The organism is Tsuneonella sp. HG094 (assembly GCF_053819285.1).
Window position 1 is genome coordinate 1443275 of sequence record NZ_JBSORA010000001.1, and the last position, 20916, is coordinate 1464190.

A 20916-nucleotide genomic window follows, 5' to 3' on the forward strand; every position below is an offset into this window, starting at 1 on the left:
GCCGCGCCCATGCACGACATACGCGCCATCCGTGACGATCCAGCGGCATTCGACGCGGCCCTCGCCCGCCGTGGATTCGCCGCGTCGGCAAGCGAAGTGCTGGCACTCGACGAAGCGCGCCGCGCGGCCGCGACCCGTGCACAGGACATGCTCGCCCGCCGCAACGACGCGTCAAAGGCGATCGGTGCCGCGATGGGCCGCGGCGACAAGGACGCTGCCGAAGCGCTCAAGTCCGAGGTCGCGGCGATCAAGGCCGAACTGCCCGCAGTCGAGACCGCCGAGCGCGAAGCCGGCGCCGCGCAGGACGACCTGCTCGCCCGCCTGCCGAACCTTCCAGCGGACGATGTGCCCGAGGGCGCGGACGAGGCCGGCAACGTCGAAGTCGCGCGCTGGGGCAAGCCCGGCGATTTTGCGTTCAAACCACAGGAACACGCCGACTTCGGCCCCGCCCTCGGTCTCGATTTCGAGACCGGCGTGGCGATCGCGGGTGCGCGGTTCACCTTCCTGCGCGGCCAGATGGCCCGGCTGCAGCGCGCCCTCGCCCAGTTCATGCTCGACGTGCAGACGGGCGATCATGGCTACACCGAGTGCGCAACACCGCTTCTGGTGCGCGAGGAGGCGATGTTCGGCACCGGACAACTACCCAAGTTCGCCGAGGACAGCTTCAGCACGTCCGACGGTCGCTGGCTGATCCCGACCAGCGAGGTCAGCCTGACCAACTCGGTGCGCGAGCGCATCATCGAGGACCTTGCCCAGCCGCTCCGGCTCACCGCGCTGACGCCCTGTTTTCGCTCGGAAGCGGGATCGGCGGGACGCGACACGCGGGGCTACATCCGCCAGCACCAGTTCGACAAGGTCGAGCTCGTCAGCGTGTGCCGCCCCGAGGATGCCGCCGCCGAACACGACCACATGCTCCGCAGCGCGCAGGTGATCCTCGAGCGGCTGGGCCTGCCCTATCGCACCATGCTCCTCTGCGCGGGCGACATGGGCTTCGGCGCGCGCAAGACCTTCGACCTCGAGGTCTGGCTGCCCGGCCAGTCCGCCTATCGCGAGATCAGCTCGGTGAGTTGGTGCGGCGACTTCCAGGCGCGGCGGATGAACGCACGCTACCGGGCCGAGAACGGCAAGCCCGCATTCGTCCACACGCTTAACGGCAGCGGTCTCGCGGTCGGCCGCACGCTCGTCGCCGTACTGGAGAACTACCAGCAGGAAGACGGCTCGGTCGTGGTCCCGGAAGCGCTGCGCCCGTGGGCCGGTGGGCTCGAGAAACTGGTCCCTGTCGCCTGATGCGCATCCTGCTTACCAACGACGACGGCATCCACGCCCCTGGCCTTGTCGTGCTGGAGGAGATCGCTCGCTCGTTCACCGACGACGTTTGGATCTGCGCGCCTTCCGAAGAGCAGTCGGGCGCCGGGCACTCGCTGACCCTCACCCGCCCCGTTCGCCTGCGCAAGCACGGCGAACGGCGCTTCTCGGTCAGCGGCACCCCGACCGATGCGGTCACGCTTGGCCTGCGCAAGGTCATGGACGGTCCGCCCGATGTGATCCTTTCGGGCGTCAACCGGGGAGCCAACCTGGCCGACGACGTCACGTATTCGGGCACGGTTTCGGCGGCGATCGAAGGCGCGTTGGCTGGCATACGCTCGATCGCGCTGAGCCAGGTTTATGCCAGCGAGGGCATGGGCGATTCGGTGCCGTTCGATGCGGCGCGCGCGTGGGGCGCCAAGGTGCTTGCCCCGCTGCTCGATGCACCGCTGCCCCGGCGCACTCTGGTCAACGTCAACTTCCCCGCGCTCCCTGCGGATGCGGTCAAGGGCATCCGCGTGGTGCGACAGGGCTTCCACGATTACTCGCGCGGCACCGTGGTCGAAGGCCGCGATCCGCGCGGCTATCCCTACTACTGGTTCGGGCTCGAGGCGATCGAGCACACGCTCGACCACGGAACCGATCTCGAAGCGATCGACGACGGCTTTATCGCGGTGACTCCGCTACAGCTCGATCTCACGCATCATGCGTCGCTCGGCGCATTGGGCGAGCGGTTCGGCTGATGCGCGGCGGGGTCGCCCTCGCCCTCGCGGCTTTGGTGCTGGCAACGGCGGCAGCCGACCCGAAGACCGAACGCAACCATGTCGTCACCGAGGGCGAAACCTTGAGCGGTATAGCCGAGCGTGCAGGCGTACCCGCGACGGTCATCGCCGAGGCGAACGGACTGCGCGAGCCTTATTCAGTCCGCAAGGGGCAGCGCCTCGCCATCCCGCGCCAGACTTCCCACACGGTTCGCAAGGGCGAGACCGGCCATTCGATCGCGCGGCGCTACGGCGTGCCATTCGCGCAGATCGCGATTGCCAACGGTCTCGACGACAAGGGCACCGTCAAGCTCGGTCAAAGCCTGATCATCCCGGCGGTGGTGAGCGCCCCGCCCGCGGCGACCGCCCTCGCCGCCGCACCCGCCACCCCCTATTTCCGCCGACCGCATGACGGTAAGGCCAAACTCGGCTTCGCGGTCCGCGAGGATGGCGGCGGCCACGACGGTATCGACTACGCCGCGAAACCGCTCGAAATGGTTCGCGCGGCCGCCAGCGGCACGGTCAGCGGCATCTCGCGCCGCGACCCGCGACTTGGGATGCTCGTCACCATCGACCACGGCAACGGCTGGAAGAGCGCATACGGACACCTCTCGCGGATCACGGTAGCGATGGGCGACGTCGTGAAGGTGGGTGAACGCATCGGCCTGGCCGGCAATAGCGGCCAGGCGGACGGGACCGAGGTCCATTTCGCGATCCGCCGCGACGGTAAGGCGGTCGATCCGGCGCCGCTGCTGGGACTCTGATCCGCATGGCCAAGCGACCGATCCGGGTCCAGCCCCACCAGCCGATCCGCCGCGCGGTCAGGGTGCCGGTCTGGGCCGACCTGTTCATCCGGCTCGGCCTCGCGCTCGGGCTCGTGTTCCTTGTCGTGATGATCCACTGGTGGGACCGCGCCGGGCTGGTCGACAACTACGACGACGACATCACTTTCCTCGATGTCGTCTACTTCACGATGATCTCGATCACGACGACCGGCTTCGGCGACATCGCCCCGGTGTCGGACCGGGCACGCCTGGTCGAGGCGGCGATCGTCACGCCGATCCGGATCGCGGTGCTATTCATATTCGTGGGCGCGGCCTACGACTTCGTCATTCGCAAAAGCTGGGAGAAGTGGCGCATGCGTCGCATACAGGAACGCCTGACCGGCCACATCGTCGTCCTCGGCTACGGCATCTCGGGCTCCGAAGCGGTGCACGAACTGATCGAGCGCGGGACCGAACCGTCCTGCATCGTCGTGATGGACAACTCCGCCGAGCGGCTGGCCGAGGCAGAGGCGCTGGGCTGCAACGTCATGGAGGCCGACGCCACGCGCGACGAGAACCTCGTCGCGGTGCGCATCGCGGAAGCCGAGACGGTGCTCGTCTCGGCCGGGCGGGACGACAGCTCGATCCTGATCGTCCTCACCGTGCGCCACCTTGCGCCCAAGGTGCCGATCAGCGTCGTCGTGCGAGCGGTCGACAACGAATTGCTCGCCCGCCAGGCCGGTGCCGACAACGTCATCAACCCGGTGCGGTTTACCGGGCTGCTGCTCGCCGGCAGCGCGCAGGGATCGCACATCGCGGACTACATGGCCGACCTCGCGTCCGTCGGTGGACGCGTCCAGCTGGTCGAGCGACCGGTCCTGCCCGAGGAAGTCGGTCGCTCGATCGATCATCTCGCTACGGGGGGCCGTGGACTTCGCGTCTACCGCGGCGACGCGGCGCTGGGTTACTGGGAGGTCGGCACGCTGGCCGATGGAGACGTGATCGTGGAAATTCGCCCGACCAACAGCAACGGCTAACCGAGCGCGAAGAACACCGCGCCCATCGCGAGATACGCGGAGAGCCAGTATCCCGCATCGATCAGTGCCACGCGCGTAGGTACGCGGATATGGCTGAAACTGACCCACAACGCAGGAATTACGAACGCGGTCGCAAGGCCGCCGCTCATCATGAAATAGAGCCAGGGCTTTGCCGCCAGCGTCTCCGCCCCGACCCGCGCAAACATGTGCCCCAGCATTGTCGAGGTTAGCAACAGGAGCACGAGGGTCAGTACGGCGACACGGTCGGGCCGGGCTTTCACCATGACCCGGTTCCCCGCGACCTTGCGCTTCTTGGCGCGCCCGAAAAGCGGTCCGAACCAGACGAACGACAGCGCGCCCGAGACCAGCGCAGCTAGGATAACGGCAGTCCAGTTAACCGGTCCCACGCGCATTCCTCTCCACTGTGACGCGAGAGGTGTAGCGCATCGGGCGAATGAGGTGTAGGGGCGCGCCCGCAATGTCCCTGCCAACCATCACCGACATCCCCGACCAGAAGAAGGTCGGGATGGTCAGCCTCGGCTGCCCCAAGGCGCTCGTCGATTCCGAGCGTATCCTCACCTCGCTGCGCGCCGACGGTTACGCGATGAGCGCCGACTATGCCGGTGCCGACGTGGTGCTCGTCAACACCTGCGGCTTCCTCGACAGCGCCAAGGAGGAAAGCCTCGAAGCCATCGGCGAGGCGATCGCCGAGAACGGCCGCGTTATCGTGACCGGCTGCATGGGCGACGAGGCGGAACTGATCCGCGCGCGCTTTCCGCAGGTGCTCGCGGTGACCGGCGCACATCAGTACGAAGCGGTGGTCGAGGCCGTGCGCGAGGCCGCGCCGCCGAGCCAGGGGCCGTACGTGGACCTGGTTCCCCAGCCCGGCGCGCTCAAACAGCGAAGCGGTAGCGCAGACGAATACGTGAAGCTGACGCCGCGCCATTACAGCTACCTGAAGATTTCCGAAGGCTGCAATCACTCCTGCGCCTTCTGCATCATCCCGCAACTCCGCGGAAAGCTCGCCAGTCGGCGGATCGACGCGGTGCTGCGCGAGGCCGAGAAACTGGTCGCGGCGGGGACGAAGGAACTGCTGGTCATCAGCCAGGATACCAGCGCCTATGGCGTCGACATCCGGCACGAAGAGCGGATGTGGAAGGGCCATCCCGTCCGCGCGCACATGACCGACATGGCGCGCGAGCTCGGCGGACTGCGCACCCCGGAAGGCGACACGCCGTGGGTGCGGTTGCACTACGTCTATCCCTACCCGCACGTCGACGCGGTGATCCCGCTGATGGCCGAGGGGCTGTTGACCCCGTATCTCGACATCCCGTTCCAGCACGCGAGCCCCGCGGTCCTGCGCGCGATGAAGCGTCCGGCGAACGAGGCCAAGGTTCTCGAGCGCCTGAAGTCGTGGCGTGCGATCGCCCCGGACCTTACCGTGCGCTCCAGCTTCGTCGTCGGCTTCCCCGGCGAGACCGAAGACGATTTCCGCTACCTGCTCGACTGGCTCGAGGAAGCGCAGCTCGACCGGGTCGGCGCCTTCCGCTTCGAACCCGTCGCGGGCGCGGCTGCCAATGCGCTGCCCGATCCGGTGCCCGAAGCGGTCAAGGAAGAGCGCTATGCCCGGCTGATGGAAATCACTGCGCGCATCAGCGCCGAAAAGCTCGCCGCCAAGCTCGGCCGTACGCTGCAGGTGATCGTCGACGAAGTCGGCGAGCCGGACGAGGACGGTGACATCGGCGCTACCGCGCGCAGCCAGGCCGACGCCCCCGAGATCGACGGCCAGGTTTTCCTGCGCAACGTGCCAGCCACCCTCAAGCAGGGCGATTTCGCGCAGGTCCTCGTCGAGGATGCCGATGACCACGATCTCTATGGTGTGATCGCGGGCTGACGCTCGCTGAAATTCAGCTTACCGCGCCGGTTTCCGCCGGACTTGGCTGCTCGATCGCCCGCCCTTCGCCGTCGCGCAGGCGGCGGGGTTCGCGTATTGCGGCGGTCTCGATCAGGTCGAGCGCACGCTGGGCTCGCTCGTAGCGCCGCGCATCGACCAGCCAGGCACCGGCGTTCTCGACACCCGGGAGCTGTTCCACCTCGGCGATCGCGCGGTCGACCCGGCCGCTCTCTAGGAACATCCGCGCCCGCTCGAGCCGTCGCGAAGGCTGTGGCGAAGGTGTCGATTCGCGGCGGATCACGAACAGGCTGGAGAGTTCGTGCTGCAGACGCGCCATCGTCGGCTGCCCGCTTGTGGCGGTGAGCTTGGCGCCCAGGCCGTCGAGCCGCGCGAGCAAAACATCGAGCGTGATCGGATTGCGGGCGAACTGGATCACTGTCTCGACCGAATTGGGCTGCGCGTCCTCGAACCGCAGGCGGAGCTGGTCGGAAAGGTATCCGAGTTCTGCCCCGCGCTCGATCGCGCGGCGGGTCGCGAAGGCGATCAGCAGGCCTTCGGCGCGCGAGGCATTGCCCGCAGCGGCCTGCGCCTGGAGGTCGAGCCGGGCGATGCGCTGTTCGGCGGCGGCAAGGCGCTGGTCGAGACCGCCCTGCGTCTGCTCGACCCGTTCGACCGCGGCAACCGCCGCGGCGGTCTGGCTGGTGCTGGGCGTCGGACTTGGCGAAGGGTCGGTGCTGGCGAACGCAGCGGGCTGATCACCGAGGATAATCGCGCCGTCGACGTCGCTGGCGAAATAGCCCTTCCAGGCGAGATAGCCGACCGCCGACGCACCGAGCAGGAACGATGCCAGCACGGCGAACAAGACCGGTTTGATTGACGGACGCGGCTGCGCCCTCGACATGCTATCGACCATTCACTTCCCGTAATGCGACCCGCCTTTACAGCGATGTACGACCCCGACTGCGATCAATGGCACATGTCTTTCGCCAAGGCCAGCAGCGCGCCGTCCGTCACCGCCGAAGCAACTGTCACGCGGTGCCAGCCCGTCCCCAGCGCGTCCGCGATCCGCGGTGCGAGGGCCGCCGCTGAAATCGATGTGCGCGCAAGACCTAGCCGGGTGCACTCCTCGGCAAAGCGCCGCGCAGCCTCGCCCGAATGAACCAGGGCTATCGCTCCGCGCATCAGAGCGGCCGCAGCCGCACCTGAGAGAGCCAGCGGCTCGGTGCGATAGACGACACGTTCCTCGATGGTCACTCCGGCGAGCGGGGAAAGCTCAACCCGCGCCTCGCCCGCCAAACGCAGAAGCCGTGTCGGGCCGTTGACCGTATCCAGCATGGCCTGGAGTCCGCCGTGACCGGTAGCCTCAACCGTAAAGCCTGCCGCACGCGCCGCCGTAGCGGTACTCTCGCCGACCGCGAGGACCGGCAGTCCCGTCAGTGCGGCTAGACCATGCCCTCCGCCACGAAAGGCGTTGGCGCTACCGGCAACGATCGCATCGAATTGGGACGGATCGGGCGATAGCCAAGCGACAGGTCGAATCTCGAAAAGCGGAGACGCGACAGCTTCGAGCCCCTGTCCCCGGGCCGCCGTTACGGTCGCCGCGCAGCCCGGCTCGGGACGCAGGACGACGACGGTGCCGCTCAATCGACGCCTGCGAAAAGAGCTGCAATCCCCGGCGTGGCCCGAGCGAGTAGATCGGCCGCGAGCCGAGCGGGAGCCGCGTGGTCTCCAGATGCGAAGGTCACCGTGCCTTCGACGGTTTCCGCTCCATCGGCGCTGTAGAGCGCGGCCGTGAGCGCAAGCGTGTCGCCGGCCTCGCGCGTCAGCACCGCGATCGGCGAGTGACAGGTGCCGCCGAGGCCCGCGAGGAACGCCCGCTCGCCCTCGACCGCCGCACGGGACGGGCCGTGATCGATCGCCGCCAGCCAGCCGCGCACATCGCCATCTTCGCTCCGGCATTCGATCGCGATCGCGCCTTGCGACGGGGCGGGCAGCCAGTCGTCCACCTCCAGCGGAGTCCCGACGCCGGTTTCGCCCAGCCGCTCGAGCCCGGCGGCAGCGAGCAATGTTACATCGGCCTCCCCGGCCGCGAGCTTGGCGATCCGCGTGGCGACATTGCCGCGGAACGGCACGATCGTCACGTCCGGTCGGCGGTGGAGCATCTGGGCTGCGCGGCGCGGCGCGCTGGTCCCCACCCGCGAGCCTTCGGGGATCGCGCATATGCTCGCGGCGCCGAGGAGTACGTCGCGCACGTCGGCGCGCGGCAGGACCGCACCGATCGTCAGGAAGTCCGGCCGCATGGTCTCGACATCCTTGAGCGAATGCACCGCCGCGTCGATCCGCCCTTCGGCCAGCCAGCCGTCGAGCTCCTTGGTCCACAGGGCCTTGCCGCCGATTTCCGCGAGCGGACGGTCCTGAATCTTGTCGCCCGAAGCAAGCACGGGCACCAGTTCGACCGCCTCTTCGGTCCATCCGTGCGCCGCGCAGAGCCGCGCTCGCGCCTCGTGCGCCTGCGCCATCGCAAGCGGCGAACGTCGGGTTCCAAGGCGTATGCGGGGGGTATCAGGCATCGGGCGCGCTTGCCGTAGCCGGGCAAAAGCCTAAGGGAAAGCGCGATGGGCGTCGTCCTTGGCATTGAATCGAGCTGCGACGAAACCGCGGCGGCGCTCGTCGCGCACGATCGCACGATCGTGGCGCAGAAGATCGCCAGCCAAGATGCCGAGCACGCCCCCTACGGCGGCGTCGTTCCCGAAATCGCCGCCCGCGCGCACGCCGAGCGGCTCGCCCCGATGATCGCCGCCGTCCTCGATGAAGGAGGCGTCGCGCTGTCCGACCTCGATGCGGTCGCCGCGACCGCAGGACCGGGGCTGATCGGCGGAGTGATGGTGGGCCTCGTCAGCGCCAAGGCGCTCGCGATGGCCGCAGACGTACCGCTGATGGCTATCAACCACCTCGAAGGTCACGCGCTCTCGCCCCGGCTCGCCGATCCCGCGCTGACCTTCCCCTATGCCCTGCTGTTGGTGTCGGGTGGGCACTGCCAAGTCCTGCGTGTCGACGGGGTCGGGCGCTACCGAAGGCTCGCGACCACGATCGACGATGCGCTGGGCGAAGCATTCGACAAGACCGCGAAGATCCTGCGCCTCGGCTTCCCCGGCGGCCCCGCGGTCGAGCGGCTGGCACGAGAGGGCGATCCCAAGGCAGTGCCCCTCCCCCGCCCGCTGTTCGGCAGCAGCGAGCCGCACTTCAGCTTCGCCGGGCTGAAGAGCGCGGTCCTGCGTGCGCACGAGAGCGGCCAGCACGCACCGGCCGATATCGCCGCAAGCTTCCAGCAGGCCGCGATCGACTGCGTGATCGATCGCCTGTCGCGGTCGCTCGATTCGATAGCGCCGGTCGATAGCCTGGTCGTCGCGGGCGGCGTCGCGGCGAACCGCGCGGTGCGCGCGGCTCTGGAAACGCTCGCCGAACGCCGTTCGCTGCGCTTCTCCGCGCCGCCCCCGGCGTTATGTACCGACAACGCAGCCATGATCGCATGGGCCGGGCAAGAACGCCTTGTTGCCGGGCTTGCAGCCGATCCGCTCGACGTCGCCGCTCGCCCTCGCTGGCCGCTCGACCCAGCCGCGGAGCCGGTACGCGGAGCAGGAGTGAAGGGATGACCGCGATCGGAGTGCTGGGCGCCGGCGCATGGGGCACCGCGCTCGCGCAGATGCTCGCCTCGGATGGGCGTGACGTGCTGCTGTGGGCGCGCGAGAGCGAACTCGTCGAGGAGATCAACGCGCGGCGCACCAACAGCCTGTTCCTCCCGTCCACCACCATCGCTGCGACGATCCGCGCGACCGGCGACCTGGGAGAGATGGCCGCTCTCGACATGCTGCTCGTCGTCACACCGGCGCAGCACATGGCGGCGGTACTCGGCGCGATGCCGTCGCATCCCCGCGACCTCGTCCTTTGCTCGAAAGGCATCGAAGCCGGCACCGGACGTCTGATGAACCACGCGGCACGCGAGAGCGCGCCCGGCTCCGACATCGCGGTGCTTTCTGGTCCAACGTTCGCGCATGAAGTGGCGGCCGGACTGCCGACCGCAGTAACGCTGGCTTGCGGGGGAGGCGAAGTGCAATGGGAGCGGCTGTGGCCTGCGATCGCTCGCCCCTCGTTCCGCCCCTACTACTCCGATGATGTGACCGGGGCGGAGATCGGCGGTGCGGTCAAGAACGTGCTCGCGATTGCCTGCGGTGTGGTGGATGGCCTCGGGCTCGGCCAGAATGCCCGGGCCGCCCTCATTGCGCGCGGATATGCCGAGATGCTGCGCTTCGGGGAGGCGCTCGGAGCGGAACGGGATACGCTGGCGGGCCTGTGCGGCCTCGGCGACCTGGTCCTGACCTGTTCCTCGACCTCCAGCCGCAATTTCAGCCTCGGCAAGGCGCTTGGAGCCGGCGGCGATCCGGTCGCGCTGATGGCCGACCGGCGCACAGTTGCGGAGGGCGCGCATACTGCCCCGGTCTTGACCGAACTCGCCGCGCGCCACGGTGTCGCGATGCCAATCGTCGCGGCGGTATATCGCCTGCTACAGGGAGCCCCAGCGCGCGAAATCGTCGCCCAGTTGCTGGCCCGCCCCCTCACCACCGAGAGCGCCGCGTGAGCGTTCCGGCGACGCAGCCCGAAACTCCGCAGGAAGATATCGCGGCGCTCGCCAAGGGCGGGCGGACGAACTTCTTCGGCTTCCTCATCCGCCTCGCAGGCATGATGCCGTTCCTGTTCATCGCCGGGCGCCTCTACGGCGCCGCCGCGCTCGGCCGGTACGCCTCGGCGCTGGTTGTCGTGGAATTGACCGCGATGGTCTGCTCGATGGGCGAGAAGCGCGGCCTTGCCCAGCGGCTGACCGAAGCACCCGACACCGAGCCCGCCAATCTCGTCTTCGACGGAATGCTGGTCGCTATCGTTGCCAGTTTCGCTGCCGCGGCATTCTTCTGGCTCGTTCCCGCGCCGATGTTCCCGAGCGGCGAGTACACCCAGCTCGACCGGCTGATCGTTCTGGCAATACCCGGATATGCGCTGACCGAGATCGTGCTCGCCGCGCAGGCCTACAAATTCGATATCGGCACCACCGTGCGCGCTCGCTCGGTGGTGCTGCCTTGGACGCTCTCGATCTGCGCAGCGGCGTTCTACTTCGTCATTCCCGAATCCGGTCTGTCGATGGCCTATCTCGCCTCGATCTACGCAGGCCTCGCCGCGGCGCTGTGGCCGTTCTGGAAGACGTACGGGCTGCCTCACCAATGGAAGCCGAGACCGCGCGCGCTGGGCAAACTGACGATGCGGGCGCTGCCGCTGGCGACCGCGGACGCGATCGAATGGGGAACCCGGCGCCTCGACATCTTCATCCTAGGCTTGTTCGCGGCGCCTTCGGCGGTCGGCGTCTATTATGTCGCGCAGCAGGTCGCCTCGCTGCCGCAAAAGCTCAAGACCAGTTTCGAGCCGATCCTGGGGCCGGTTATCACCCGCAATCTCAAGGACGAGAATTACGCTGCGATCGCCCGGCAGGTGTGCCAGGTGGGGTTCTGGATCGTCGCCGTGCAGGCGGGGATCGGGCTAGCGCTCGGCATCCCGGGCGAAGGCGTGATGGGCCTCGTCGGACCGAACTTCGTCGGCGGTACGGGTGCGCTCGCATTCCTTCTCGCGGCGGAGGTCGTGGCAGCGACGGCGGTCGTTTCGGAGGCTGCGCTGATCTACGTCGCGCGGGTCCGCAACCTGATGATCTCGGTCGCCACGATCGGATTCCAGGCGGTGCTCACGATCGCTGCGATGATCGCGATCGCGAGGCTCGACATGCCGGAGAACTACAAGGCCGCTGCCGCTGCCGCTGCTTTGATGGTGGCACTCGGCACCGCCTCGTTCGTGAAGGCACGGCTGCTCTCGCGCATCCTCGGCCAGCCGATCAACAACTGGCGCTGGGCCCTGATCTGGGCCGCAGCGCCGGCGATCCTCGTCGGCTGGCTGGTGGTGCAATTGCCCGAGTGGGCCGAGCTCGCGTTCGGCATTCCGGCGATCCTGCTCGCTTATGGCGCGGTCATCTGGCGCTATGGCTTCGGCCCCGAAGACCGCGTTCTTTTCCGGCGCCGGATCGAACATCCCGACGATTCCGACGAAGATGATGAAACCCCACCGCCCAAGGAGGCCCGCACATGACCGATTTCGTCGCCGCCAACCTGCCGTTGGTCATCATCGGAGCACTCGTCGCTCTCGTGGTGCTGTGGTGGGCCGTGATGGCTACGCGGCGCACCCGGGTTTCGGTCGACCGGCGCGACACCCTCGACGAAGGAGCGGCCGCCGCCGCACGCAATCAGGCGCTGATCGACGCTGCCCCGGCCGCGCAGAAGGATGCCGTACCGGTGCCACCTGCAACGCCCGAGGCGCTTGGCGGTGTGGGAATGGCGGTGGCTGCAGCGGTGGAGGAAGCGCAAATCACCGCGTCGGCCGCAGGAACAGGGGACGACCTGACCCGCATCAAGGGTCTCGGACCAAAACTCGCCGCCGCTCTGGGCGAACTCGGGGTGACCCGTTTCGACCAGATCGCCGCGTGGACCGACGCCGATATCGACCGGATCGACCCCCAACTCGGCCGCTTTGAAGGGCGTATCCGGCGGGATGCCTGGGTGGAGCAAGCCGCCCTCATCGCCAAGGGCGATTCCGCCGCTTTCGAGCAACGGTTCGGCGCGAATTGAGGGAACGAAACCGAGCGAACAAAGTTAAGATCGGGCCGAACCGCACCCCAACACGGAGTCCTGCCCATGTCCCTGCAATCTGTCCTCGTGGCCGAAGATGAAATGATCATCGGTGTCGACCTGTGCGACACGGTACAAGAGGCCGGCTTCGTAGTGGACGGGCCTTACGACACCGCGCGGTCCGCGATCGACTCGCTCGAGAAGCACAAGCCCGACCTTGCCATCCTCGACGTGCGTCTCGACGACGGGGAAGTTTACCCATTGGCCGACCGCCTCATCGCGGCGAATGTGCCCGTGATTTTTCATTCGGGCGAAGTGGCACCGCGGGATGTGACGGCGCGCTATCCCGATGCGCTGGCGCTGGCCAAGCCTTGCCCGCCCGACCAGATCATCGCCAAGATGCACGAGGCGCTTGCAACCGCCTGACGGCAGCCCACTTGCGCGCACTGCGCGGTCCTGCGATTGGGCCGCACATGACATCATTCGACTGGCAGGATCCGTTCAACCTCGACGCGCAGTTGTCCGAAGACGAGCGGATGATCCGCGACGCGGCGCACGCGTTTGCGCAATCCGAACTGCAGCCGCGCGTGATCGAGGCGTTCGCCAACGAGATCGACGCGCCTGAGCTCTTCCCGCTGATGGGCCGCGCGGGCCTGCTCGGCGCGACGGTGCCCGAAGAGTACGGCGGCGCAGGCGCAAACTACGTGTCCTACGGCCTCATCGCGCGGGAGATCGAGCGGGTCGATAGCGGCTATCGCTCGATGGCCAGCGTGCAGTCGAGCCTCGTGATGTACCCGATCTTCGCTTACGGGTCTGAGGAACAGCGCAGAAAGTATCTGCCCGGCCTCGCCAGCGGCGATCTCATCGGCTGCTTCGGCCTGACCGAGCCCGACGCTGGGTCCGACCCCGGATCGATGCGCACCTACGCGAGGAAGGACGGCGACGGATATTCGATCTCCGGGTCGAAGACCTGGATCAGCAACGCCCCCTTTGCCGACGTGTTCGTGGTCTGGGCGAAGAGCGAAGCGCACGGCGGCGGCATTCGCGGTTTCGTGCTCGAAAAGGGCATGGCCGGACTCTCCGCGCCCAAGATCGACAACAAGCTCTCGCTGCGCGCATCGACCACAGGCATGATCGTGATGGACGAGGTCAAAGTTGGCGCCGACGCGTTGCTCCCCGAGGTCCAGGGTCTAAAAGGCCCCTTCGGATGTCTCAACCGCGCGCGCTACGGCATTTCGTGGGGCGCGATGGGCGCAGCCGAGTTCTGCTTCCACGCCGCACGCCAATACGGCCTCGACCGCAACCAGTTCGGCCCGCTCGCTTCGAAGCAGCTCTATCAGTTGAAGCTCGCCGACATGATGAGCGAAATTGCGCTGGGACTGCAGGCCAGCTTGCGCGTCGGTCGCCTGATGGACGACCACGACTTCGCGCCAGAGATGATCTCGATCGTGAAGCGCAACAACGTCGGCAAGGCGCTCGATATCGCCCGCAAGTCGCGCGACATGCACGGGGGCAACGGGATCAGCGGCGAATACCAGGTTATCCGCCACATGGTGAACCTGGAGACGGTGAACACCTATGAAGGAACCCACGACGTTCACGCGCTCATCCTAGGCCGCGCGATTACCGGAATCCCGGCATTCTGAGGCGCGGGGTTGGTTTCACCCGCAACCGCTCCTAAGGATGCGGTGATGCGCCTGTTCGCCTATTTCCGCAGTTCGACCAGCTATCGGCTGCGTATTGCGCTCAATCTCAAGGGCCTCGATTACGAGATTGTCCCGGTTAACCTGCGGACCGGCGAGCAGAAGGACCCAGCGTTTCTCGCAAAGAACCCGTTCGGCGGACTGCCGGTGCTGGAGGCTGACGGTCGCGACCGGGCGCAATCAATGGCGCTGCTCGCCTGGCTCGACGAAGCCTACCCGGATCCGCCGTTGCTGCCCGCGAGCGTCGAGGATCGCTACACCGTGCGCGAACTCGCCTATGCGATCGCCACCGAAATCCACGCGCTCAACAACCTGCAGGTGCTCAAATACCTGCGCGAGAAGCTGGGTCACAGCGAGGGGGAAACCGACGAGTGGTACCGCCACTGGCTCGGCCGCACGCTCGACCCGGTCGAGGTTAGACTGGCCGCGCTGGGAAGCGGCGACTTCCTGATCGACGGACGACCCAGCCTGTTCGAGGTCGTGCTGCTGCCGCAGCTCTACAACGCCCGCAAGCTCGCGTTCGACCTGACCGCGCACCCGCACCTCACCCGCATCGAGGCAGCCTGCCTCGCCCTGCCCGCTTTCCAGCGCGCGCATCCCGACAACCAGCCGGATACTCCCCCCAAGGACGGATGACATGAAACTCGCTTCTCTCAAGCACGGCCGCGACGGCAAGCTCGTCGTCGTTTCCAAGGACCTCACCCGGTACTGCGCGGCCGACAACATCGCACCGACGTTGCAAGCGGCGCTAGACGACTGGGAGCGCGTCTCGCCCTACCTCGAAGCGCTGTACCGCGACGTCGAGCACTGGAGCGTGCCCTGCGGCCGGTTCCACGAGCATGACGCGATGAGCCCGCTCCCCCGCGCCTACCAGTGGGCCGACGGCAGCGCCTATATCAACCACGTCGAGCTCGTACGGCAGGCGCGCGGCGCGCAGGTACCCGAAAGTTTCTATCACGATCCGCTGATGTACCAAGGCGGCAGCGACGGCTTCCTGAGCCCGCGCGATCCCATCCCCCTGAAGGACACCGCATGGGGCTGCGACATGGAAGGCGAGATCGCTGCCATCGTCGACGACGTGCCGCTAGGCGTTTCCGCCGCCGACGCCGCAGGGCACATCAAGTTGCTGATGCTGGTCAACGACGTTTCGCTGCGTGGCCTGATCCCCGGCGAGCTCGAAAAGGGCTTCGGCTTCTTCCAGTCCAAGCCCGCGAGCGCGTTCTCGCCCGTCGCAGTTACGCCCGACGAACTCGGCGATGCGTGGACCGGCAGCGTGATCGACCTGCCGCTTATGGTGGACTACAACGGCCAGCCCTTCGGCCGCGCCAATGCGAAGCAAGAGGCTACCTTCAACCTCGCCGATCTCGTCGCGCACGCGGCCAAGACGCGCTCGCTGTGCGCGGGTTCGATCATCGGTTCGGGCACGGTCAGCAACAAGGGTGCCGACGGCGGTCCGGGCAAGCCCGTCGCCGATGGCGGTGCGGGCTATTCGTGCATCGCCGAAATCCGCATGATCGAGACGATCGCGGGCGGAAAGCCGACCACTCCGTTCATGCAGCCCGGCGACACCGTCTCGGTCGAAATGCGCGATGCGCAGGGCCACTCGATCTTCGGCAAGATCGAGCAGGAGGTCGTCACCGCCTGACCTTCGCGTCCGCTTGCCGGCCGCCGCCACCCGCTTGACGTTTACGTAAAGCGGCGTAAGGTGGCGAACGACAACCGATATCAAGGAGAGGGCCGATGGCTACCGTGGCCGAACCGCGCGAGGCGACGAACGACGACGCTTTCCGCGAAGACGTGCGCGCATTCCTCGCCGAGCATTTCGCACCCGAACTGAAGGGCAAGAACAACGCGCTCTCCAGCGTCGAGGGCCCCACCAACGAAAGCCCTGCCGAGAAATCCTGGCGCGAGGCGATGGGCAGCCGCGGCTGGGGCACGCCCACTTGGCCCAAGGAATACGGTGGCGGCGGTCTGACCCGCAAACAGGCGGCGATCCTCAACGAGGAAATGGCGCGCGTCGGCGCGTACAATCCGATCGGCGGCATGGGCGTGATGATGTTCGGCCCCACTCTGCTCGAATACGGCAGCGAGGAGCAGAAGGCGGAACATATCCCGCCGATCTGTCGCGGCGAGATCCGCTGGTGTCAGGGCTACTCGGAACCCAATGCAGGGTCCGACCTTGCCAACCTGCAGACTTTTGCCGAGGACAAGGGAGATCACTACCTCGTCAACGGCCAGAAGACCTGGACCAGCGGCGGCCAGTGGGCGGACAAGTGCTTCGCCATCGTCCGCACCGATCGCAGCGACAAGCACCACGGCATCAGCTTCCTGCTGATCGACATGGATTCACCCGGGGTCGAGGTACGGCCGATCACGATGATCAGCGGCACAAGCCCATTCTGCGAGACATTCTTCACCGACGTGAAGGTGCCCAAGGGCAACCTGGTGGGACAGGAAGGCCAGGGCTGGACGATCGGCAAGCGGCTGCTGCAACACGAGCGCACCAATCTGTCGGGCGGCGGCAGCATGGCCCGCCTCATGGGCCAGAGCCTGTCCGGAATCGCAAAGAAGTATCTCGAAACCGATGAGACCGGCGCGATCGCCGACAAGGTCATGCGCGACAGGATCGCAGACTTCGAGATCCGCTGGCAGAGCTTCCTCCTGACCGCCAAGCGCGCGGTCGAGGAGAGCAAGGCGGCGGGCGGCGTTTCGGAAATCAGCTCGGTGCTCAAGAAGCTTGGCACCAAACTGGGTCAGGAACGCAGCGAACTGCTGATCGAGATCAGGGGCCTGCAGGGTCTCGGCTGGGAGGGCGAAGGCTTCTCTGAAAGCGAGCTGGAGGCTACGCGCGCGTGGCTCTTCGGCAAGGCCACCACGATCTACGGCGGCAGCACCGAAATCCAGAACAACATCATCGCCAAGCGCGTGCTCGGCATGCTGGACCACCAGTAAGGGGAGCGCAGGACATGGCCATTCTCAACGAAGAACAGGAAATGCTGCGCGACATGGCGCGCGAATGGGCGACCAACGAAAGCCCCGTCGCCGCCTTCCGCAAGGTCCGCAGCGAAGCGCCCGCCGAAGGCTATTCGACCGATGCCTTTGCCACCATGGCGCAGATGGGCTGGACCGGCATCGTCGTGCCCGAAGCCTACGGCGGCAGCGACTTCGGCTGGCTGTCCGCAGGCCTCGTGATCGAGGAACTCGGCAAGACACTGACGGCGAGCCCGATCGTCGCCACCACGCTTGCCGCCAGTGCCATCGCGCTGGGCGGCAGCGAGGAACAGAAGGCGAAGTGGCTGCCCAGGCTGGCCAGCGGCGAGATCGTCGGCACGCTTGCGATCGACGAAGGATCTCGGCACGGCGGCAAAGCTGCTGCGACGGTCGATGGTGGAAGGCTCAGCGGAACCAAGGCCTTTGTGCACGAAGCACACGGTGCCTCGCTGTTCGTCGTCGCGGCAGCCGATGGCCTGTACCTCGTCGAAAAAGGCGACGGCGTGGCGCTGTCGAGCCGCAAGCTCGCCGACCAGCGCAGCCATGCCGACGTCACGTTTGCGGGCGCCGCGGCCGACAGGCTGGCGAGCGGGCCGGAAGACCTTATCGACCAGGTGCTCGATCGCGCGCGGATCCTCACTGCCGCCGAGATGCTCGGCATGGCGCAGCAGGTGTTCGACGTGACGCTCGACTACCTGAAGCAGCGCGTTCAGTTCAACCAGGTGCTCGCCAGCTTTCAGGCCCTGCAGCACCGCATGGCCGACCTGTTCGGCGACCTTGCCATGATGCGTAGCGCGGTTGAGGGCGGGCTCGAAGCGCTGGACAGCGGCGCCGGACTCCCGCGCGCCGCCTGCGTCGCGAAGGCGGAGGCAAACCGCGTGCTCCATGCCATGAGCCGCGAGGGCATCCAGCTCCACGGCGGCATCGGCATGACCGACGAATACGATGTCGGTTTCTATCTCAAGCGCGCCCGTGTGCTCGAAGCGAGCTGGGGTTCGAGCGGCTACCTCAAGGATCGCTTCGCGGCACTCGCAAGTTACTGACCGGAAAGAATATGCTGCATCCTGTGGGGTGCAGCATTTATCTCAATCCAGCCCTGGCGGGTCGGTGAACATCCCGGCGCACAGCGTCCACGCGTAGAGCCGGACCGCGGTCTCGGGATCGGCCTGCCGCGCAGCCCACGCCCTCGCCTCCTCGGCACCGTTGAGCGCGGGCATAATCAACTGGCTCGCGACCATCGGATCGACCGCGCGCATGCTGCCGTCGGCGATGGCATCGGCGATCATCCCGGCGAAGCGATTGGCAAGGCGATTGGAGCGGACGACCACGTTGCCGCGCTCCTCGCTCGGCAAGGCCTGAAGTGCGGCGGTGCGCAGCAGCGGCATGGCATCGTGGAACTGGAGGTCGATCGTCTCCGCCAGCGCGCTGGCGATCCGGGTCCAACCGTCGGCCTCCAGCTCTCCCGCTTTCAGCTGCACTTCCGACAGCCGCGCATAGCTTTTGCGGAAGCATTCGAAGACGAGGTCGTCCTTGGCGCTGTGATGGTGGTAGAAGCTGCCCTTGGTCACGTTGAGTGCCGCAGCAATCCGGTTGACCGACGCGCCGCGATAGCCTCGCTGGTTGATCATCAGCGTCGCCGAGCGAAGGAATGCATCGGCCGTCTCACCGCCCTCACCCTCCGGTGTCCGCCAGGCGCCCCCGCTCAATAGCTGCGGGTTCCAGTCGCCCGGACGCGCCGCAAGCCCGCGCGCGAAGATATCGAACATCCGCTCCTCGAGCCGATCGAAATCGCGCACCGAGTAGCGCAGCGACCAGACCGGCCACCAGAACATAGATTCGAGCAGGATGTGCGCGCGCGCCGTATCGAGCGCGCGCCGTTCACCCGCGCGGTCGTCGCCGAAGAAATGGCGCACTTGCTCGACCACCCGCCCATATTGCGCGCGCAGCGGCCCCTGCGCCTCCTCGTCGAGTGTGCGGATTTCACTCAACACGGTGATCAGGCCGTCCTCGCCGTCGCGAATCCGTCGACGCAGTTCGACATGGGCATGGATGAACGCGCGCAGCCTGTCGGTCGGCTCGGGCAGGCTCGCCGCCTCGCGCGCGGCATCCTCCAGCCAGTCGAGCGTGGCCGCGAACACCGCCGCGACGAGCTTGTCCTTGCGGTCAAAGTAGTACGTGATGCTGGTCGCGTTGAGCCCCACCGAGCGGGCAAGCTCGGCAAAGGTCGTGCCCTTGACGCCGATCTCGTTTACCAGCACCGAGGCGGCGCGGATCACGTCATCGCGCCGCTTCTCGTAACGCGCGGTCTCGCTGGCTTTCGACGTATCCTGCACCCGTCTCCATTCCCCCCAGTGGGTATCGGTAGACTGTCGAACTTACGGCATAAGCGCCGCCGCGCAAGCGCGCTTTCGGTGAACGGGTATGCAATCGCTCACAAGAGGACGGTTGCCGTTTGACGAAAGCCGGGTATGGAAAGTTGCCATAAGCAACCGGGAGTTCGGGATGATCGCTGTGGGTGACGCACATGCCGCGGGTTTCGACCCGTCGCGGCTGGCCAGGATCGAGCCATTCCTGCGTAGCGCCTACCTTGAAACGGGCCGCCTGCCCATGATGCAGCTGCTGATCGCCCGTGACGGAGTGCCGGTGGATCACCTCAACATCGGCAAGATGGGCGAAGGCCGCGAGGACCTGCGCGAGGATGCGCTGTTCCGCATCGCCAGCATGACCAAGCCGATCACCTCGATCGCGTTCATGCAACTCGTCGAACAGTGCAAGGTCGCGCTCGAGGAACCGGTCACGCGCATCTTTCCGGAATTCGCCAACCTGTCGATTTTCGCCGGAGGCGGAGGCGGCGAACTGCCCTTCATGCCCGGCGCCGCTGCCGGTCCGATGCGGTTCGTCGACCTGCTGACGCACATGTCGGGCTTCACCTACGGCCTGCAGAACCGCAGCAATGTCGACGCGGCTTATCGCGTGCACAATTTCGACTTCGCCCGCCGCCACCTCGACAGCGCCGAATTCGTCGAGCGCCTGTCCCGCCTGCCGCTGGAATTCTCGCCGGGAGATCGCTGGAACTACTCGGTGTCGACCGACGTGCTCGGCATCGCGGTGGAGCGCATCTCGGGCATGCGGCTGGGCGACTATTTCCGCGACAACATCTTCGCGCCGCTCGGCATGGACGACACCGCCTTCGGCCTGGCCGAAGGCCAGAGCGAGCGTCTGGTCGATGCCTATCAGTACGTGCCCGGCAAACCGGCGAAGCTGTTCGACGGAGGACTGACCAGTTCGCTTTCTCAGCCGGGCAGCTTCGACAGCGGCGGCGGCGGCCTGATCTCCAGCCTGGCCGACTACCACCGTTTCGCCGCGATGCTGGTGAACGGCGGCGAACTCGATGGCGCGCGGATCGTCAGCCCGAAAACGCTCGCTCTGATGACCGCCAACCACCTGCCGGGCGGGCAGGACCTGACGGCATTGTCGCAAAGCATGTTCTCCGAAAGCCAGAACGCCGGCGTCGGCTTCGGGCTCGGCTTCGCGACGGTGATCGATCCTGCGAAGACCCTGATGCCCGCCAGCAAGGGCGAATTCTACTGGGGCGGCGCCTATTCGACCGCGTTCTTCGTCGATCCGGTCGAGAAGATCACGATGGTGTTCATGACGCAGGTCTATCCGTCGAGCGCCTATCCGGTTCGCCGCCAGCTCAAGACCCTGATCTATTCCGCGCTGACCGACAGCCGCGCCTGAGGAG

21 protein-coding genes are annotated in these 20916 nt (G+C 66.9%); 16 read left to right on the forward strand and 5 right to left on the reverse strand.

What is annotated here, in order from left to right:
• The first annotated feature begins 9 nt into the window (after positions 1–9).
• Genes serS through ACWPMX_RS07185 form a run of 4 tightly spaced genes read left to right on the forward strand, consistent with a single transcriptional unit; the run spans position 10 to position 3867 of the window.
• Positions 10–1287 carry a serine--tRNA ligase gene (serS, locus tag ACWPMX_RS07170; RefSeq protein ID WP_455699348.1) on the forward strand — a complete coding sequence of 426 codons (1278 nt, stop codon included), beginning with the start codon at positions 10–12 and terminating at the stop codon, positions 1285–1287.
• Positions 1287–2048 carry a 5'/3'-nucleotidase SurE gene (gene surE, locus ACWPMX_RS07175; RefSeq protein WP_455699349.1) on the forward strand — a complete coding sequence of 254 codons (762 nt, stop codon included), beginning with the start codon at positions 1287–1289 and terminating at the stop codon, positions 2046–2048. The genes serS and surE overlap by 1 nt, the downstream gene beginning before the upstream one ends.
• Positions 2048–2830 carry a peptidoglycan DD-metalloendopeptidase family protein gene (locus ACWPMX_RS07180; protein WP_455699350.1) on the forward strand — a complete coding sequence of 261 codons (783 nt, stop codon included), beginning with the start codon at positions 2048–2050 and terminating at the stop codon, positions 2828–2830. The genes surE and ACWPMX_RS07180 overlap by 1 nt, the downstream gene beginning before the upstream one ends.
• A 5-nt stretch (positions 2831–2835) precedes the next feature.
• Positions 2836–3867, forward strand: coding sequence for a potassium channel family protein (locus tag ACWPMX_RS07185; RefSeq protein ID WP_455699351.1), 1032 nt, complete (start codon positions 2836–2838; stop codon positions 3865–3867).
• On the opposite strand, the gene ACWPMX_RS07190 is transcribed toward ACWPMX_RS07185, so the two are convergent.
• Entirely contained in the window at positions 3864–4274 is a 411-nt protein-coding gene (locus tag ACWPMX_RS07190) for a DUF1761 domain-containing protein (RefSeq protein WP_455699352.1), read from the reverse strand. The genes ACWPMX_RS07185 and ACWPMX_RS07190 overlap by 4 nt on opposite strands.
• A gap of 71 nt (positions 4275–4345) precedes the next feature.
• Between ACWPMX_RS07190 and rimO the strand changes: the two genes are divergently transcribed.
• On the forward strand, positions 4346–5761 hold the full coding sequence (gene rimO / locus ACWPMX_RS07195; protein ID WP_455699353.1) for a 30S ribosomal protein S12 methylthiotransferase RimO: 1416 nt from the start codon (positions 4346–4348) through the stop codon (positions 5759–5761).
• Positions 5762–5774: 13 nt separating this feature from the next.
• Here the strand turns inward: rimO and ACWPMX_RS07200 are convergent, their stop codons facing one another.
• The 3 genes from ACWPMX_RS07200 to hemC are packed head-to-tail and all read right to left on the reverse strand — an operon-like array spanning position 5775 to position 8331.
• A complete protein-coding gene (locus ACWPMX_RS07200; RefSeq protein WP_455699354.1) occupies positions 5775–6674 on the reverse strand; it encodes a hypothetical protein in 900 nt (299 codons plus the stop codon).
• Positions 6675–6727: 53 nt separating this feature from the next.
• Positions 6728–7405 (reverse strand): uroporphyrinogen-III synthase, encoded by a 678-nt coding sequence (locus ACWPMX_RS07205; RefSeq protein WP_455699355.1) that lies wholly within the window; start codon positions 7403–7405, stop codon positions 6728–6730.
• A complete protein-coding gene (hemC, locus tag ACWPMX_RS07210) occupies positions 7402–8331 on the reverse strand; it encodes a hydroxymethylbilane synthase (RefSeq protein WP_455699356.1) in 930 nt (309 codons plus the stop codon). Before hemC ends, ACWPMX_RS07205 begins: the two co-directional genes overlap by 4 nt.
• A gap of 45 nt (positions 8332–8376) precedes the next feature.
• Here hemC and tsaD point away from each other — a divergent pair, with 45 nt between their 5' ends.
• The 10 genes from tsaD to ACWPMX_RS07260 all read left to right on the forward strand — a co-directional run bounded on the left by tsaD (position 8377) and on the right by ACWPMX_RS07260 (position 18214).
• A complete protein-coding gene (gene tsaD, locus ACWPMX_RS07215; protein ID WP_455699357.1) occupies positions 8377–9414 on the forward strand; it encodes a tRNA (adenosine(37)-N6)-threonylcarbamoyltransferase complex transferase subunit TsaD in 1038 nt (345 codons plus the stop codon).
• Complete coding sequence (locus ACWPMX_RS07220; protein ID WP_455699358.1) at positions 9411–10397, forward strand: NAD(P)H-dependent glycerol-3-phosphate dehydrogenase; 987 nt, start codon at positions 9411–9413, stop codon at positions 10395–10397. The genes tsaD and ACWPMX_RS07220 overlap by 4 nt, the downstream gene beginning before the upstream one ends.
• Positions 10394–11941, forward strand: coding sequence for a lipopolysaccharide biosynthesis protein (locus ACWPMX_RS07225; RefSeq protein WP_455699359.1), 1548 nt, complete (start codon positions 10394–10396; stop codon positions 11939–11941). Before ACWPMX_RS07220 ends, ACWPMX_RS07225 begins: the two co-directional genes overlap by 4 nt.
• The gene (locus ACWPMX_RS07230) at positions 11938–12477 is read left to right on the forward strand and encodes a hypothetical protein (protein WP_455699360.1); all 540 of its coding nucleotides are present in this window, start codon (positions 11938–11940) and stop codon (positions 12475–12477) included. The genes ACWPMX_RS07225 and ACWPMX_RS07230 overlap by 4 nt, the downstream gene beginning before the upstream one ends.
• 66 nt (positions 12478–12543) lie before the next feature.
• Entirely contained in the window at positions 12544–12903 is a 360-nt protein-coding gene (locus ACWPMX_RS07235) for a response regulator (RefSeq protein ID WP_455699361.1), read from the forward strand.
• 47 nt (positions 12904–12950) lie between these two features.
• On the forward strand, positions 12951–14123 hold the full coding sequence (locus ACWPMX_RS07240) for an acyl-CoA dehydrogenase (RefSeq protein WP_455699362.1): 1173 nt from the start codon (positions 12951–12953) through the stop codon (positions 14121–14123).
• A 45-nt stretch (positions 14124–14168) separates the two neighbouring features.
• A complete protein-coding gene (gene maiA, locus ACWPMX_RS07245) occupies positions 14169–14816 on the forward strand; it encodes a maleylacetoacetate isomerase (RefSeq protein ID WP_455699363.1) in 648 nt (215 codons plus the stop codon).
• 1 nt (position 14817) lies between these two features.
• Complete coding sequence (locus tag ACWPMX_RS07250; protein ID WP_455699364.1) at positions 14818–15825, forward strand: fumarylacetoacetate hydrolase family protein; 1008 nt, start codon at positions 14818–14820, stop codon at positions 15823–15825.
• 95 nt (positions 15826–15920) lie between these two features.
• Positions 15921–17132 (forward strand): acyl-CoA dehydrogenase family protein, encoded by a 1212-nt coding sequence (locus tag ACWPMX_RS07255; protein ID WP_455699365.1) that lies wholly within the window; start codon positions 15921–15923, stop codon positions 17130–17132.
• Positions 17133–17146: 14 nt separating this feature from the next.
• Positions 17147–18214 (forward strand): acyl-CoA dehydrogenase family protein, encoded by a 1068-nt coding sequence (locus ACWPMX_RS07260; protein ID WP_455699366.1) that lies wholly within the window; start codon positions 17147–17149, stop codon positions 18212–18214.
• Between the two features lie 42 nt (positions 18215–18256).
• On the opposite strand, the gene ACWPMX_RS07265 is transcribed toward ACWPMX_RS07260, so the two are convergent.
• Positions 18257–19504 carry a TetR/AcrR family transcriptional regulator gene (locus tag ACWPMX_RS07265; protein WP_455699367.1) on the reverse strand — a complete coding sequence of 416 codons (1248 nt, stop codon included), beginning with the start codon at positions 19502–19504 and terminating at the stop codon, positions 18257–18259.
• Positions 19505–19673: 169 nt separating this feature from the next.
• On the opposite strand from ACWPMX_RS07265, the gene ACWPMX_RS07270 reads away from it, so the two are divergent.
• The gene (locus ACWPMX_RS07270) at positions 19674–20912 is read left to right on the forward strand and encodes a serine hydrolase domain-containing protein (protein ID WP_455699368.1); all 1239 of its coding nucleotides are present in this window, start codon (positions 19674–19676) and stop codon (positions 20910–20912) included.
• Positions 20913–20916: the final 4 nt, after the last annotated feature.

Excerpts from the sequence above, each read along its gene's own strand:
- serS (WP_455699348.1), top strand. The coding sequence starts at position 10 with ATGCACGACATACGCGCCATCCGTGACGATCCAGCGGCATTCGACGCG.
- surE (WP_455699349.1), top strand. The coding sequence starts at position 1,287 with ATGCGCATCCTGCTTACCAACGACGACGGCATCCACGCCCCTGGCCTT.
- ACWPMX_RS07180 (WP_455699350.1), top strand. The coding sequence starts at position 2,048 with ATGCGCGGCGGGGTCGCCCTCGCCCTCGCGGCTTTGGTGCTGGCAACG.
- ACWPMX_RS07185 (WP_455699351.1), top strand. The coding sequence starts at position 2,836 with ATGGCCAAGCGACCGATCCGGGTCCAGCCCCACCAGCCGATCCGCCGC.
- rimO (WP_455699353.1), top strand. The coding sequence starts at position 4,346 with ATGTCCCTGCCAACCATCACCGACATCCCCGACCAGAAGAAGGTCGGG.
- ACWPMX_RS07200 (WP_455699354.1), bottom strand. The coding sequence starts at position 6,674 with ATGGTCGATAGCATGTCGAGGGCGCAGCCGCGTCCGTCAATCAAACCG.
- hemC (WP_455699356.1), bottom strand. The coding sequence starts at position 8,331 with ATGCCTGATACCCCCCGCATACGCCTTGGAACCCGACGTTCGCCGCTT.
- tsaD (WP_455699357.1), top strand. The coding sequence starts at position 8,377 with ATGGGCGTCGTCCTTGGCATTGAATCGAGCTGCGACGAAACCGCGGCG.
- ACWPMX_RS07220 (WP_455699358.1), top strand. The coding sequence starts at position 9,411 with ATGACCGCGATCGGAGTGCTGGGCGCCGGCGCATGGGGCACCGCGCTC.
- ACWPMX_RS07230 (WP_455699360.1), top strand. The coding sequence starts at position 11,938 with ATGACCGATTTCGTCGCCGCCAACCTGCCGTTGGTCATCATCGGAGCA.
- ACWPMX_RS07235 (WP_455699361.1), top strand. The coding sequence starts at position 12,544 with ATGTCCCTGCAATCTGTCCTCGTGGCCGAAGATGAAATGATCATCGGT.
- ACWPMX_RS07240 (WP_455699362.1), top strand. The coding sequence starts at position 12,951 with ATGACATCATTCGACTGGCAGGATCCGTTCAACCTCGACGCGCAGTTG.
- maiA (WP_455699363.1), top strand. The coding sequence starts at position 14,169 with ATGCGCCTGTTCGCCTATTTCCGCAGTTCGACCAGCTATCGGCTGCGT.
- ACWPMX_RS07250 (WP_455699364.1), top strand. The coding sequence starts at position 14,818 with ATGAAACTCGCTTCTCTCAAGCACGGCCGCGACGGCAAGCTCGTCGTC.
- ACWPMX_RS07255 (WP_455699365.1), top strand. The coding sequence starts at position 15,921 with ATGGCTACCGTGGCCGAACCGCGCGAGGCGACGAACGACGACGCTTTC.
- ACWPMX_RS07260 (WP_455699366.1), top strand. The coding sequence starts at position 17,147 with ATGGCCATTCTCAACGAAGAACAGGAAATGCTGCGCGACATGGCGCGC.
- ACWPMX_RS07270 (WP_455699368.1), top strand. The coding sequence starts at position 19,674 with ATGATCGCTGTGGGTGACGCACATGCCGCGGGTTTCGACCCGTCGCGG.